Source organism: Pseudarthrobacter lactosi (genome assembly GCF_055412785.1).
In genome coordinates, this window is sequence record NZ_JBVAYS010000002.1 from 285,845 (window position 1) to 298,957 (window position 13,113).

The window sequence follows — 13,113 nt, forward strand, 5'->3', positions numbered from 1 at the left end:
AGGAGAACCAATGGGATTGATAGATTCCCTCAAAAAGGCCTTCAGTAAGCCCTATAAGACCATCAGCGTCGCCCAGGCCAAGGAACTCCTGGGCTCCGGCGCCACGCTGATCGATGTCCGCTCCGCCCAGGAATGGCGCACCGGGCGCGCCCCGCAGGCCAAACACGTTCCCCTGGATCGGCTGCAGACCAGCACCGCCGGGATCCAGAAAACCCGGCCTGTCATCGCCGTATGCGCCTCCGGGGTGCGGTCCGCGTCCGCGGCCCGGCTGCTCTCCGCGAAAGGCTACGACGCCTACTCTTTGCGCGGCGGCATGAGCGCCTGGCGCCAAGCCGGCGAACCCGTCCGCTAACAACAGCCCACAATATTTCGAAGGAGAATCCAATGGCCGAAATCACCGTCACCGAAGCCGAGCAGCGGCGCTCCACCGCCCGCATCCTCGATGTCCGCGAGGACTTCGAGGTCGAGGAAGGCATGATCCCCGGCGCACTGCACATCCCCATGGGCCAGCTGCAGGCGCGCCTGTCCGAACTGGACCCAGCCGTTCCCGTCATCGCGGTCTGCCGCAGCGGCAGCCGTTCAGCCCGCGTCGCGGACGCCCTCAACGGCGCCGGCTTCACCGCAGACACCATGGCCGGTGGCATGACCGCCTGGATCCGCTCCGGCCTCCCCACCACCTGACTTCTGCAGTCCCGCCGATGCCGAACAGGCCCTTGCCGCAGCAGCCAGCATCACCCCCCGCACCCAAGAGCAGCGGCACACCCAGCATTGCCATATACCCCCCGGGGTATTAGAATCGAACTCAGGATCACCAAGAAATTTCCCTCCGAAGGAGAGAACACCAGATGCTTATTGAGCGCATTTACGATGAAGACCTTGCCCAGGCCAGCTACCTGATTGGCTGCCAGGCCAAGGGTGAAGCCATTGTTGTTGACGGCCGCCGCGACATCGCGGTGTACCAGGATCTTGCCGCAAAGAACGGCATGAAGATCGTGGCTGTCACCGAAACCCACATCCACGCCGACTACCTCTCCGGTACCCGCGAACTGGCCGCAGCCACCGGCGCGAAGATCTACGTCTCCGGCGAGGGCGGCCCGGACTGGCAGTACGAATTCGACGGCGAACGCCTGAACGACGGCGACACGATCACCCTGGGTAATATCAGCATCCAGGCCGTGCACACCCCGGGCCACACCCCCGAGCACCTGTCCTTCCTGGTGACCGACGGCGCGTTCAGTGACCAGCCCGGCTACCTGCTCTCCGGCGACTTTGTCTTCTCCGGTGACCTGGGCCGCCCGGACCTGCTGGACGAGGCAGCCGGCGGCATCGACACCCGCTTCGAAGGCGCCAAACAGCTGTTCACCAGCCTGCGGGACAAGTTCCTGACCCTGCCGGACTACGTCCAGGTCCACCCCGCCCACGGTGCCGGCAGTGCGTGCGGCAAGGCACTCGGGGCCATCCCGTCCTCCACGGTCGGCTATGAGCGCCTCTACGCCTGGTGGGGCCCGTACCTTGCCGCCAACGACGAGCAGGGCTTCATCGACGAACTCCTCGACGGCCAGCCCGACGCCCACGCCTACTTCGGGCGGATGAAGCGCGAAAACCGGGAAGGCCCTGCCGTCATGGGCCAACGCACGCCCCTGCACGAGCTGAACACCGCCGACGTCGCAAATGACCTGGCAGCGGACAAGGTCACGTTTATCGACACCCGCGCCAACGCTGAGGTCCACCAGGGGACGGTTGCCCGCTCCCTGAACGTCCCCGCCGGGAAGTCAGTGGCCAGCTACGGCGCCTGGGTGGTGAACCCCGAGACGGACAAGAACCCGCTGGTGCTCCTGGCATCCGACCAGGAACAGGCCCAGGACCTATGGGACCACCTGGTACGCGTCGGCATCGACAATGTCGCCGGCTACCTCACCAGCATCGACGGGCTGCCCACCACCACCCCGAAGCTGATCCAGCCCGAGGAACTCGACGGCTTAGACGCCGCCATGGTCCTGGATGTCCGCAACCGCACCGAGCACACCGCCGGGCACATCCCCAGCTCCCACCAGCTCAGCGGCGGCCGCGTCATGTGGCACCTGGACGAACTTCCCACCAGCGGCACCATCGTGACCTACTGCCAGTCCGGTGTCCGGAACTCCGTCGCAGCCAGTGCCCTGCGCCGGGCCGGGTACGACGTCGTCGAACTTGACGGCAGCTACGCAGCCTGGACCATGTGGCACCAGACGCGGCAGAACGCCGTCGCTGCAAGGTAACCCCTAAACCGCCCGGGCAGGTCCCCCCTCCAGCCCGGGCAGCCCGGGCGCGTCCCCAACGCGCCCGGGCACCTTTATGACCCCACCACGAACGGAGCACCCAGAATGCCGGGCAGCACACACCCGCGCCGCAACCCAGGATCTGCGGGCGCTGTGCTGGGCCTTCGGCAGAATCTGTCGCAGTTCATGCTGCTCGTGGCGGTGAACGCCCTGGTGGGCGGGACGCTTGGGCAGGAACGCACTGTCCTGCCCCTGCTCGCTTCCCAGACATTCCACCTGGACCTGTACACAAGCGCGCTGACGTACATTCTCGCCTTCGGCCTGTCCAAAGCCGCGATGAATTACTTCGCGGGAACACTCGCTGACCGGTATGGCCGCAAGCCCGTCCTCGTCGCGGGATGGCTGGTAGCAATCCCCGTCCCTCTCATGCTCATCTTCGGGCCGTCGTGGGGATGGATCGTCGCGGCGAACGTGTTCCTCGGGGTCAGCCAAGGCCTGACCTGGTCCACCGCAGTGATCATGAAGATGGATCTTGTCGGCCCGAAGCAGCGCGGCCTCGCCATGGGTCTGAACGAATCGGCAGGCTACCTCGGGGTCGCCGTCACTGCCCTGGTGACCGGGTACATTGCCTCTGCTTATGGGCTCCGGCCCGGCCCGTTCCTCCTGGGTGCTGCGTACATCGCCCTCGGCTTGGGCCTGTCTGTCCTGACCGTCCGCGAGACCCAGCAGCACGCCAGGGCCGAGGCGGCCCGGCACGGCAGTAGACACGGCAGTGCCCACGCCGGCCTCACCACGGGCCAGGTGTTCACCCTCACCAGCTTCAAAGACCGCTCACTCTCCGCAGCCAGCCAGGCGGGCCTGGTGAACAACCTCAACGACGGCCTCGCCTGGGGCCTCTTCCCGGTCCTGTTCGTGAGCTCCGGGCTAAGCCTGAACCAGGTAGGCATCCTGGCCGCCGCATACCCCGCGGTGTGGGGCGCCGGGCAGCTCTTCACCGGGGCCGCCTCAGACCGGTGGGGCCGAAAGTGGCTCATCGTGGCCGGCATGCTCGTCCAAGCGGTAGGGCTGGCGATAGTCGCAGCAGCCCACAGCTTCGGGCCCTGGCTGGTCGCCGCCGTCCTCCTGGGGATCGGAACCGCCATGGTTTACCCCGCACTCCTGGCCGCGATCGGCGACGTGGCGCACCCCACCTGGCGGGCCCGCTCCGTCGGGGTCTACCGGCTCTGGCGTGACAGCGGCTTCGCCATCGGGGCGCTCCTGTCCGGACTCCTCGCAGACCTATATGGGATCCCCGCAGCCATCGCCACAGTCGCCGCACTCACGGCCGCGTCCGGTTTCCTCGTCGTGATAAGGATGAGAAGCGGAGACCACCAGCCCCTCGGGAAAGTGCATTAGGTTCCGCTCCATACCGATGCCGAGCCGGAATGTCCCGTCATGACGGACTCATAAATCAGGAACAGGCCCGCCAATACTCCGAGGACGGAAGTGACCGGGATAAGCCAGCGGGCGCTCAGTGCATGTCCGGCGCCGCGAAAGGCCGGCCACCGGCTCACCCTGGTCGGGAAGGCGGCGAGAACTTGCGCGGCCACCACGACCAGAAATATGACTGTCACGAACCTGAAGAAACTGCCCTGCTCGGCATGCTCTTTGATGAGTTCCGACGCTGGCCGGATATCTTCCAGCTGTTCCCCTGCCTCGGCGGTCAGGACGGACAGCGGCACCATCAACAGAGCCAACACCCCCATGGGCCAAGCCAGGTAATTCCGGCTGCGCCGCCAGAGCGCGAAAACCACCGCCATCAGGCCAGCCAGGGGCGCGAGGACAACAACGCCATGGATCAAGAGGATGTGGGCCGGAAGGCCGCCGATTTCCGTTAAGAACACTCCTGAACTGTAAGGCGCGGTGGCGGTTAAATGGACTGGAAGGGACGACGGCGGCGCGCACCTGGGTGCGTGCCGCACATTGCGCTCCTGGGCTAAGGAAGCGGCTGCCGTTCGCCGACGCTGACGGAAGCGTCGGGCGCAACGTAGTCCCGCCGTCGTCGTACTATCCGTTCCTGTTGGCCTGGGGAAGGAATCCTGGCCCCCTTTGCCCGGTTGCACCGGGCGCAGGCGGCGACGAAGTTCTGCAGGCTGGTGGATCCACCCTTGGACCAGGGGTAGAAATGGTCGCCGTGCTCGGCGGGCCGGGAGCAACGGCGCCGGAATCCTGCCTCCATTTCACACACGCCAGCAGCTCGGGCCATACCCTCGCGGCGCTGCTGGCGTGTGAAACGCCTGACCGGGTCCCGGCGTCGGAGGTCCTGGGCGCGGATGACGGCGGCAACGATGACCAGGGGCACAAGAACTGCGCCGGGCAGAGTAGCCGCAGCCAGAACGCTGTCTAGCATTCCCTGCACGACCCCGGTCACCGCGGAAATCCCAGTCCCGGAAACTACCGTCGGCTTTGGCATGAGGGCCAGGAAAACCGAGATTCCCAGCCACATCGTGACGGCCGCATATGCCAAGCGCAAAGCCTGACGGCTCCAATAGACGCGTTTCAGTTCCAGCATCGGGTTATCCCTAACTTCGCTGGTTACCGTTCGCACCCCACGCCGTCCCGATCGTTGTCCAGACCATAGATGTCAGATCCCACGACGGTGACAGGGCCCCTCACATACGCAGGACCGTTGCCGCTCCCTCCGGCGCAATCGACGTCAGATGCAATGGGCACACACGCTCCCGCGTAGTTCGAGTCGCATCCGGACGGTGCTGCGGGGGCGGCAGGCTGCACGGGCGCCGGGACTTTTGCAGCTGCCGCGGCGGCTGCTGCAGCGGCTTGCTGCTGGCGGGCTGCTTCTGCGGCAACAGCTTCCTGACGGGCCGCCTCCGCAGCGGCCTGCTCTGCGGCTGCCTTTGCAGCGGCGTCCTGCGCTGCTTTATCTGCGGCAGCCTTCTCTGCCGCGACCTTTGCCGCCGCTGCCGCTCGCGCGTCCGTTACCCGTTTCGATTCCGACTGCTCCAACCACTGCAGTTTTCCGGCATCGGTCTTGGTGCAGACGAAGACCTTCGGCGTGTACTTTTCAGTCGCGTTCTCGGTGAGGCAGGTGGATGAAGCGGGTCCAGTTGGAGTGGGTGTCGGCGTCGCCGTCGCGGATGCGGACTCACTGGCGCGGGAAGTACTGATAGAGGCCGCCGATTGACCTCCGCAGGCCGTCGCTGAAATGACTATGGCAACCGCGAAAGCTCCACCAGCCACTTGCCGCCGGGAAATGCCTGACCCCGGCGATGTCCGGACCACATGGCCAACTTCATTGTTGACCGGCTTCCGAGCTTCATTGCGTCGCGAAAGTGTATTCATTTATTGCCCCCAAGAATCAAGTATTGATGGTGCGAAATTGCCCGCCGAGCGTAACCCCGTAGCCTGAGCAAAAAGCAGGGTGATGGAGGCAAGTCTGACCGCGCTGCATCAAGGCCTTCGCAAGTTCTTCCCACCTTTGGCGCAAGAACACCCACCGCTGACCGCGCAGCTGGGGACAACGTCGTCGTCGAACCCTCATTTGTCCGCGACGAATGCGATTTCTGCTGCGGGTAACAGGTGGAGTGTTTGAGTTACAGGCTGCCAGCTGTCGCCTACCGCACGGCGTTGTACGCATTCACGCGGCCATGCGCCCAGTAGGTGCCGGTGCCGGCGATTTTGTCGGCGGTCGTTTCGACATTTGCACGGACTGACGTTTTGGTGGCGCCGGGGTGTGAGCTCCAGGCAAGCGCGGCGGTTGCGGCGACGATGGCTGAGGACATTGACGTGCCGTTGCCGACGTCGTACCCCTGGGAGCGGCCGTTTTGGGTACCGAGGTAGAACGGGTGGTTCGGGAAGGTGGAGTAAACGTTGGCCCCGGGCGCTGCGATATCCACCCAGCTGGCTCCGTACGTGGAGAAGGATGCCTTTGCGTCGGTGTTGTCCGTTGCGGCGACGGCGATGACGTTGGGGTATGCGCCGGGGTAGATCTTGGTCTGGTTGCCGCCGTTGCCCGCTGCGGCAACGAGCACCACACCCTGACTCCAGGCGTTATTGACTGCAGTTTCGAGAGTGCGTGACGCGCGCACTCCGAGGCTCATGTTGATCACCTTCGCGCCATTACTGACGGACCAGTTGATGGCGTTCACAAGGCCTGAGCTGGAGGCAATCCCGCTGTCGTTGAGGACTTTGCCGTCCAGGATCTTGCAACCCGGGCACACACCAGCGACGCCCATGGCGTTGTTGCGGGTGGCTGCCACAGCGCCGGCAATGTAGGTCCCGTGGCCGTAGTTATCTTCACCGGTTGCCGCGCTGCTGAAGTTGGCGCGTGCGACCACCTTTGGTGCGATGTCGGCGTTGTCGCTGGCGACACCGGAATCGAGAACAGCAACTCTGACCTCGTTGCCGGTGGTGACGGTCCACGCTTCGACGGCGTCCACATCCGCGTCTGCTTTGCCCGCGGCTACCACTATCGTGCCGGCGGTGTTGGTAAACGTTTGGCCGGTGTTTTGCAGGGCGTACTGGCGCGGGAAATACGTGTCATCCGTCGAAGCAGTCACGAGTTCGTCGGGCTCGGCGTACTCAACGGCGGGGTTCCGGCTCACGGCATCGATGAGCCGCTGTTCCTTGCCTGCCGGCACTTTGACGAGGTGGGCACCTGTGCTGCCGATGCCGGGGCCCTCGCTGAGGCCGTGCTGGCGCAGCACGCCGGCTGCCGCACTTTGGTCGCGGAATTTCACTATGATTTGGCCCGAGGTGTGCGATGACTGACTCGCGGCGCTGCTTGCAATTGCCGAGCTGCTTGGGGCTGCAAACACAATCACGCCAAATGACATAAGTGCCGCCGCAAAACCAGCGATGACCTTTTTCATGATAAAACCCCATTGTTCTAAAATGTCTGATGCCTATGGCATGTTGCTTGCTTCAGCCCGCACGCAGCGCGCGGGTCCCAAGGAAGCCAATGCTCCGCCGGTTACGGGCCGTGGTCAACGGTCCCCGCGGAAGTCATCCAAAATGACGGACGACGGCGGGGTAGCGGGTTGGATCACTGGCCGCCCCGCCGTCGTGCTTCCCAGGACGCCGCGCTCCCCAAATCCCTGTAGAAAAGCGGTGCAATTACGAGGCGCCAGGAGTATTTTGAGCTGCATGCAGTTCAAACCCAGTGCACGTGGTGCTTCACAGTCGACCGGCCGGGCCTTGGATGCCAATAGTGGCAGCGGCAGCCGTTATGCACAGTTCCTTGGCTTTCTTGAAGGGGTAAAGCCCCTGGGTGCTGTGGTCAAAACAGTTGAACCCTATGCCGGCCGCCTTACAGCCCACCGGGGAATGCGGGGTTTCTTTCGCGGGGATGCCACCGGCATCCCCCTGCATGGCATCTTGACCGACGCCCCTTTTGGCGCCTGGTGGTCGGCGATATTCCTCGATTTCTACAAAGACGACGGCTCCCGGATCGCCGCAAAACGGCTCGTGGGCCTGGGCGTCGTAGCAGCAGTTCCCACCGCTCTCTCCGGCTGGGCCGCGTGGTCCATGAAGGATCAAGGCACGAAGCGCGTAGGCATCGTCCACGCCGCAGTCAATGCCGCGGCCACCCTTGTATACCTCGCATCTTGGGCGGCCCGCGAACGCGGCCGCCACGGGCTTGGAATCGGTCTGGCACGGGCAGGAGCAGTGCTCCTGTTGGCCAGCGGATTCCTGGGTGGCCACCTGCGCAGCGGTCGGCCACGCCGTGTGGCAAAGCTCCCTCGGACCGAAAGCGCCAAGGAGAACGGCACGCTCTGATCCATGAGCCAAATAGCGGAACACGGCTGCTGCCGTTCCCACCGCCAAGGGAGAAAACGCCGCCGTCAGCTTTGTGGGAGCTCGTCCGCGTTGCAGGTGGGGGAGTCCACCGGGACGCTGATGCGCAGGTAGGCCGGGTATTTTGATTCGATGGACAGCGTGGCACCGGCGGCGTCCGTGCTGCGGGCAACCGTCCAGCCCCCGGGAACTGCGTCTGTTCCATCGAAGGCAGGGAATCCGTGCTGCCTCAAAACGGGATCACCAACGGCAAAAATGTCAGCGAACCAGTTGGATGGCTCCACCACGTCGGCGCTGCTCTTCATGGTCTGCGGGTAGAGCATGCATCTGCCGTCCTTCAGCCTGCCCAGGGTGGCTGGCTTGTCCACGGTCCAGCTGATGTCCGGCATCTTCGCTTCCAGTGCAGCAATGAGCTCTGTACTCAGGGCATCGTATTTGGGGAGGCTTTCCGCCAGTGGCGCTGGCGCCTCGGTGACCGGCGGGGCGCTGGTATTACGTACTGGGGGCTTCTCCGGTGCCGTGCAGCCGGCCATGAGGGTTGCCCCGAGGAGCACAAGAGCTGCCACGACGCGGGGCGAGAGTGGCGGTTGCATTCGGCCGTTCATTTTCCCCCAGTTCTGATGACGGGCTCCGGTGACCGGCCCACAGGGAATGCTGTCACACCTGCGCCGCGGCTGGCCATGGGCCCAACAACCCCTCGGGAAGCTTGGTTGTCCTTGCTCTACGCAGCCACGGCCGGGCCGCCCCCGGATGGCTTGTGTGCCGGCGCGGGCTGCGTAAACGTGCGGGCGGCCCGTGAGCCCGCGATGGTGCTCGCCCCGATGCTGATGAGGGCCCCGAGGATAATGGCCGAGGCTTCTCCCGGTTCCAGCAACTGCAATTGGGAGCCGATAGTGGCGGCGGCAACCGGCACTCCCAGCTGGGATGCTGCCAGCACCGCGAGCGGCAGAGGCTGGCCGAGCAGCCGCAGGCTGCCATGGACAAGCAGCGTTCCAAACCCCAGGCAAATCCCGAGGAGAATCATGCTGGGGCTTCCCGCGAGGGTGCGCAGATCGAGGGATGCGCCCAGCCAGACGAAGAACACCGGCCCTAGAAAGCCATCGCTGACGGCGAAGAGTTGATGAGCCAGCCGCCGGGGTTCTCCCACCGCTGCGACCACCAGGCCGAAGGAGAACCCGGCCAGCATGATGGACACGTGGCCCGCGACGGCAAGCCCGGAGAGCGCGAAGAGCAGGGCAAGCTGGATCCTGAGCTCCAGGGCGAACTTCCGGTCCTCGGACACGGCATGCATCCGTCCGCGCGTGCCGCTGCGCTCCAGCCAGCGAAGGACAAAGAACAGGACCGCAGCGCACACCGCAACGAGGGCTGCCCCGACGGCTGCCCTCGGCGCATTGGGTGGGTCGACAGCAAGCGGAAGCGCCACAATGCAGGCGATGTCCGCTACCGCCACTTGCGCCGTCGTCGTCAGGACCTTTGGCCCCGTCAGCCGCAGCGAATCGATGATCGGCAGGACCAGGGCTGCCGATGAGGAAGCGAGCAGAACGATGTAAAGGGGAGCATGTCCGGTGCCAAAGGCAAAGGCAATGACGATTCCGACGGCGGCCGCCAACACTGCGGCGATGCCTGCACGCAGGGCGCCACCACCCAGTGCCGGGCGGATGGCTCGGTCCCGCACGGGGACATGCGTCCCGGCGACGAACATGACGAGGGCGAACCCGACGTCGGCCACAAACGTGAACGTGGGATCCGAGGAGTCCACCAGTCCCAGACCCGTGCGCCCGATGGCGATACCAGCCAGCAACTGCCCCAGCACCACAGGAAGGTGCCATTTTTGGGATAGCGCCAGCAGCGGACCGAGGAGCGCCACCGCGGCGATCAGCGAAAGCTGAAAGAACGACACGTCCCTCCTTCTACCGGCGTTGCGGCTCGTTTGCGGTGGTTAGCGGGGCGCGTCAGCCAGTTTGAGTGGAGGCTGCGGCAACCAGCGGACCTCGGCCTTCTTTTCGTCAGGCATGTGTCGAATTCCTTGGCCAGCGGTAGCGGGCCGCAAACGTCGGCGGCGCCGGCCGGGGGATCTTGGAGAGGTCGGCACCAGGGCGCCGCCGCCGTAATTCAAGGGCGAGGGCTTCCTGACCGCGGGCCATCGCCCAACGATGGTTCGCGGAAAAGGCGGGTTTGAGCAGCCAGCTCAGCCGCCGCAGCAGCGGCTTCGACGGAGTGACCCGCCAGTGGTACGTGATCACGGTTTCCGGCCCGTCCTGTTCGAACGTCCAGCGCCCCGTACCGTTCAAGTCACCCTGCGCTGAGATTGCGACGCCTTGCTCCGTAATGGGCTCGGTGACCGTGAGCCTCCAGCGCAGGGTGTACGGCAGCCAACCCTTGGTATGTAGGGAGAATGCCTTTCCCGTGCCGTCCGGATACCCCGGATCCACTGGTACGACGCTCAAATACACGGAGGGCCACCAGCGGGCCAACGTCCCGGCATCGCCCAAAACATCCACGACTTCACGAGCGGTCCCCGCAACGCGCCAGACGGTCAGGAATTCGTAGTCAGTGCTGCTCTTGGAATTGCCGCCCATTGCTGCCTTTCCGCGGCGCGGATGGATAGTGGACTCATGCTGTCACACCTGCGCCGCGGCTGGCCATGGGCACAAAAACTCGCCGCCGATCAGGCATGTTAGCTGCACCTTGGGGGTCTTCTGGAGCCTACGCCGACGGCGAGACGAAGCAGAACGCGTCCGCATCAGAAGCAAGGGAAGCACCAGCTAGCGGCTGGTAGCCCGTGCGTTGCGTTTATGGAAGGAAGTGGGGCACCTCGGCTGTTCTTTTGTCCACGCCGGACCCGGAGAAAATTCCACCACCTGCATTAGTGGATGATGGATCTATAGATTAACCAGGGATCGTTAAATTCGACGGGAGGGCGGGTATGGAAGAAATCTCGGATTTCCGGGCACCGTTGTATGAGGTTAAGGCCAACCTTTTCAAGGGGCTGGCCCACCCCGTGCGGATCAGGGTGCTGGAACTGCTCTCTGCGGCGCCGGAGGTTTCGGTTTCAGACATGCTTGCCGCGACGGGGCTGGAAGCCTCCCATCTGTCGCAGCACCTGACGGTGCTGCGACGCTACCATCTGGTGAAGGGCGAACGACGGGCCCTGCAAATGTTTTACTCGCTGGCTTACCCACAGGTCGCGGACCTTCTGGCTGCGGCCAGATCACTGCTCGCTGACATGCTTGACACGACCCGCGAACAGTTGGAATATTCGGGGCGAAAAATCGGCTGAGGCCGTTCCCGCAGCCAGCGCCCTGTGAGGGCCCTGAATACCGCACGCACGCTGCTGCCATGCCTGGAAGGACTGTGGCGAACTGCCCCGCAGCTGATCCGGGTTGCCGGTACGACGAGATCGAGCTGGCGGATCAGCTGTTCCTCGGGCCGGGCTAGGGGCGCCGGTGCTGCCGGGCGGCCTCGATGAGGAGCTTGCGGGTTGGCTGTCCAGAACCTTCCGGAGCCCCTCGCGGACCGACGGAAGGCGGGCGAGCACCAATACGCCTGGCCCGGGTGCCGTTGAACGGCTGGCCTCTTGCGTGATGATCCTGTCCTCCTCTTCCCGGGCTGCCGTTGTGCGCTATCTCAGTTTTGTTTCTTCGTTTTGGGCCCGCAAGTGCCGATGGTCCCGCGCCGGCGCGGGAGTCATAGGAGGGGAGGTGCCCCTGCCGTGAGGACGGCTGCCGTGTTCCGGGGTGTCCGGATGACCTGGCCGGCGAAGGCGAACCCGCCGCCGAACCCGAAGAGCAGGGTGGGGCTGTCCGGGGGTATTTCCCCGCTGCGGACGAGTTTGGCCAGGGCGATCGGGATGCTGGCTGATGAGGTGTTTCCGGAGTGGATGACGTCGCGGGCCGTAATGGCGCGGGGGATGCCGAGTTGGTCCGCGAGGGGTTCGATGATGCGCAGGTTCGCCTGGTGCGGGATGAACGCGGCCAGGTCCTCGGGGCGGATTCCTGCCAGTTCGCAGGTCCGGCGTGCCAGTTGCGCTGCCTGTGTGATGGCCCAGCGGTAGACGGTGAGGCCCTCCTGCTCCAGGTGCAGGGAGGGTTCTTCTATTCTGACTGCCTGTGCGAGGGCCGGTATTGAGCCCCAGTGGACCGGCCCGACGCCGGGTTCGTCGGTGGCTGTCAGGATTGCGGCGCCGGCACCGTCTCCGACCAGGACGCAGGTGCTCCGGTCGGTCCAGTCGGTGAAGTCGCTGAGTTTTTCCGCTCCGATGACCAGGGCCGTGGTTGCGGATCCGGCCCTTATCGCCTGATCGGCGATGGCCATCGCATGGGTGAAACCGGAACAGGCGGCGTTGACGTCGAAAACGGCCGGTGACGCGGCGCCGATGCTGGCCGAGACCCGGCCTGCGGTGCTGGGGGAGCGGTCCTTGGCCGTGACGGTGGCGACGATGATCAGGTCCAGATCTATGGCCTCCATCCCGGCGTCCTGGAGGGCGTCCAGTCCGGCCCGGACGGCCATGTCGGCCACGGATTCGGTGTCCGCGATGTGGCGCGTTTCGATGCCCACCCTGCTGCGGATCCATTCGTCGCTGGTGTCCACAGTCAGGCTCAGTTCACTGTTCGTGAGGACCCTGCCTGGTTGGTAGGATCCGACGCCGGCGACACGGGATCCGCGGACCGGCGCGTCCGTCGTGCTGCGGGGCGGAGACGGGGACGGGTTCATGGGTGGCTCCTGGTCTGGGTGCGGAATGGCATGACGGTGCCCGTCAGCGCGGGTGAGGGGGAACATGCTTCGGCGGTCCCGGTGGCGGGAAGGGGCTTACGCGTCGCGTAACGCATGGCTGTCCACCGCGGACGGGGTGGTCCTGCTCCTGCGGAGCGTGTCGAAGAGTTCACTCAGGCTCATGTTGGCGGCTGCCGCGACGTGGGCGGGGGACATTCGTGCCGCCATTGCCGTACACAGGGCCTGGACGAGGCGCTCGTGGGCCTGGTCGGTCTGGAACTGGAGCATTTCCAGTTCCGCCGACGCTGACCAGATGCTTCTCAGGTGTTTGTCCATGGCTGTTCTCCTG

15 protein-coding genes are annotated in these 13,113 nt (G+C 65.0%); 6 read left to right on the forward strand and 9 right to left on the reverse strand.

Annotated features, from left to right (window positions below; genetic code table 11):
* Positions 1–10: 10 nt before the first annotated feature.
* The 4 genes from ACZY0Q_RS11240 (at position 11) to ACZY0Q_RS11255 (ending at position 3,653) form a co-directional block, all read left to right on the forward strand.
* Positions 11–352 carry a rhodanese-like domain-containing protein gene (locus ACZY0Q_RS11240; RefSeq protein WP_463916818.1) on the forward strand — a complete coding sequence of 114 codons (342 nt, stop codon included), beginning with the start codon at positions 11–13 and terminating at the stop codon, positions 350–352.
* A gap of 32 nt (positions 353–384) precedes the next feature.
* Positions 385–681: a rhodanese-like domain-containing protein gene (locus ACZY0Q_RS11245; RefSeq protein ID WP_463916822.1), complete on the forward strand. Its 297-nt coding sequence runs from the start codon at positions 385–387 to the stop codon at positions 679–681.
* Between the two features lie 164 nt (positions 682–845).
* Positions 846–2,258 (forward strand): MBL fold metallo-hydrolase, encoded by a 1,413-nt coding sequence (locus ACZY0Q_RS11250; RefSeq protein WP_463916824.1) that lies wholly within the window; start codon positions 846–848, stop codon positions 2,256–2,258.
* A gap of 105 nt (positions 2,259–2,363) precedes the next feature.
* Positions 2,364–3,653, forward strand: coding sequence for an MFS transporter (locus ACZY0Q_RS11255; protein ID WP_463916827.1), 1,290 nt, complete (start codon positions 2,364–2,366; stop codon positions 3,651–3,653).
* Here ACZY0Q_RS11255 and ACZY0Q_RS11260 read toward each other — a convergent pair.
* From ACZY0Q_RS11260 to ACZY0Q_RS11275, 4 genes are all read right to left on the reverse strand, one after another.
* Positions 3,650–4,141 carry a hypothetical protein gene (locus tag ACZY0Q_RS11260; RefSeq protein ID WP_463916830.1) on the reverse strand — a complete coding sequence of 164 codons (492 nt, stop codon included), beginning with the start codon at positions 4,139–4,141 and terminating at the stop codon, positions 3,650–3,652. The genes ACZY0Q_RS11255 and ACZY0Q_RS11260 overlap by 4 nt on opposite strands.
* Positions 4,142–4,233: 92 nt before the next feature.
* Positions 4,234–4,809, reverse strand: coding sequence for an HNH endonuclease (locus tag ACZY0Q_RS11265; protein ID WP_463916833.1), 576 nt, complete (start codon positions 4,807–4,809; stop codon positions 4,234–4,236).
* Positions 4,810–4,832: 23 nt separating this feature from the next.
* Entirely contained in the window at positions 4,833–5,597 is a 765-nt protein-coding gene (locus ACZY0Q_RS11270) for a hypothetical protein (protein ID WP_463916836.1), read from the reverse strand.
* Between the two features lie 272 nt (positions 5,598–5,869).
* Entirely contained in the window at positions 5,870–7,126 is a 1,257-nt protein-coding gene (locus tag ACZY0Q_RS11275; protein ID WP_463916839.1) for a S8 family serine peptidase, read from the reverse strand.
* A 454-nt stretch (positions 7,127–7,580) separates the two neighbouring features.
* Between ACZY0Q_RS11275 and ACZY0Q_RS11280 the strand changes: the two genes are divergently transcribed.
* Positions 7,581–8,033: a DUF2231 domain-containing protein gene (locus ACZY0Q_RS11280; protein WP_463917561.1), complete on the forward strand. Its 453-nt coding sequence runs from the start codon at positions 7,581–7,583 to the stop codon at positions 8,031–8,033.
* A gap of 65 nt (positions 8,034–8,098) precedes the next feature.
* Here the strand turns inward: ACZY0Q_RS11280 and ACZY0Q_RS11285 are convergent, their stop codons facing one another.
* The 3 genes from ACZY0Q_RS11285 to ACZY0Q_RS11295 form a co-directional block, all read right to left on the reverse strand.
* On the reverse strand, positions 8,099–8,644 hold the full coding sequence (locus tag ACZY0Q_RS11285; RefSeq protein ID WP_463916843.1) for a hypothetical protein: 546 nt from the start codon (positions 8,642–8,644) through the stop codon (positions 8,099–8,101).
* A 128-nt stretch (positions 8,645–8,772) separates the two neighbouring features.
* Positions 8,773–9,951, reverse strand: a complete 1,179-nt coding sequence (locus tag ACZY0Q_RS11290) for a cation:proton antiporter (RefSeq protein WP_463916846.1) — start codon at positions 9,949–9,951, stop codon at positions 8,773–8,775.
* Positions 9,952–10,057: 106 nt separating this feature from the next.
* A complete protein-coding gene (locus ACZY0Q_RS11295; protein ID WP_463916849.1) occupies positions 10,058–10,630 on the reverse strand; it encodes an SRPBCC family protein in 573 nt (190 codons plus the stop codon).
* A 347-nt stretch (positions 10,631–10,977) separates the two neighbouring features.
* Between ACZY0Q_RS11295 and ACZY0Q_RS11300 the strand changes: the two genes are divergently transcribed.
* On the forward strand, positions 10,978–11,331 hold the full coding sequence (locus tag ACZY0Q_RS11300) for an ArsR/SmtB family transcription factor (protein ID WP_463916853.1): 354 nt from the start codon (positions 10,978–10,980) through the stop codon (positions 11,329–11,331).
* 407 nt (positions 11,332–11,738) lie between these two features.
* On the opposite strand, the gene ACZY0Q_RS11305 is transcribed toward ACZY0Q_RS11300, so the two are convergent.
* Positions 11,739–12,764, reverse strand: coding sequence for a beta-ketoacyl-ACP synthase III (locus tag ACZY0Q_RS11305; RefSeq protein WP_463916856.1), 1,026 nt, complete (start codon positions 12,762–12,764; stop codon positions 11,739–11,741).
* 96 nt (positions 12,765–12,860) lie between these two features.
* Positions 12,861–13,100: a hypothetical protein gene (locus ACZY0Q_RS11310; RefSeq protein ID WP_463916859.1), complete on the reverse strand. Its 240-nt coding sequence runs from the start codon at positions 13,098–13,100 to the stop codon at positions 12,861–12,863.
* Positions 13,101–13,113 lie beyond the last annotated feature (13 nt).

Coding starts and splice junctions, on each gene's coding strand:
- ACZY0Q_RS11250 (WP_463916824.1), top strand. CDS start 846: ATGCTTATTGAGCGCATTTACGATGAAGACCTTGCCCAGGCCAGCTAC.
- ACZY0Q_RS11275 (WP_463916839.1), bottom strand. CDS start 7,126: ATGAAAAAGGTCATCGCTGGTTTTGCGGCGGCACTTATGTCATTTGGC.
- ACZY0Q_RS11280 (WP_463917561.1), top strand. CDS start 7,581: ATGCGGGGTTTCTTTCGCGGGGATGCCACCGGCATCCCCCTGCATGGC.
- ACZY0Q_RS11270 (WP_463916836.1), bottom strand. CDS start 5,597: ATGAATACACTTTCGCGACGCAATGAAGCTCGGAAGCCGGTCAACAAT.
- ACZY0Q_RS11245 (WP_463916822.1), top strand. CDS start 385: ATGGCCGAAATCACCGTCACCGAAGCCGAGCAGCGGCGCTCCACCGCC.
- ACZY0Q_RS11285 (WP_463916843.1), bottom strand. CDS start 8,644: ATGCAACCGCCACTCTCGCCCCGCGTCGTGGCAGCTCTTGTGCTCCTC.
- ACZY0Q_RS11300 (WP_463916853.1), top strand. CDS start 10,978: ATGGAAGAAATCTCGGATTTCCGGGCACCGTTGTATGAGGTTAAGGCC.
- ACZY0Q_RS11310 (WP_463916859.1), bottom strand. CDS start 13,100: ATGGACAAACACCTGAGAAGCATCTGGTCAGCGTCGGCGGAACTGGAA.
- ACZY0Q_RS11265 (WP_463916833.1), bottom strand. CDS start 4,809: ATGCTGGAACTGAAACGCGTCTATTGGAGCCGTCAGGCTTTGCGCTTG.
- ACZY0Q_RS11255 (WP_463916827.1), top strand. CDS start 2,364: ATGCCGGGCAGCACACACCCGCGCCGCAACCCAGGATCTGCGGGCGCT.
- ACZY0Q_RS11240 (WP_463916818.1), top strand. CDS start 11: ATGGGATTGATAGATTCCCTCAAAAAGGCCTTCAGTAAGCCCTATAAG.
- ACZY0Q_RS11305 (WP_463916856.1), bottom strand. CDS start 12,764: ATGAACCCGTCCCCGTCTCCGCCCCGCAGCACGACGGACGCGCCGGTC.
- ACZY0Q_RS11295 (WP_463916849.1), bottom strand. CDS start 10,630: ATGGGCGGCAATTCCAAGAGCAGCACTGACTACGAATTCCTGACCGTC.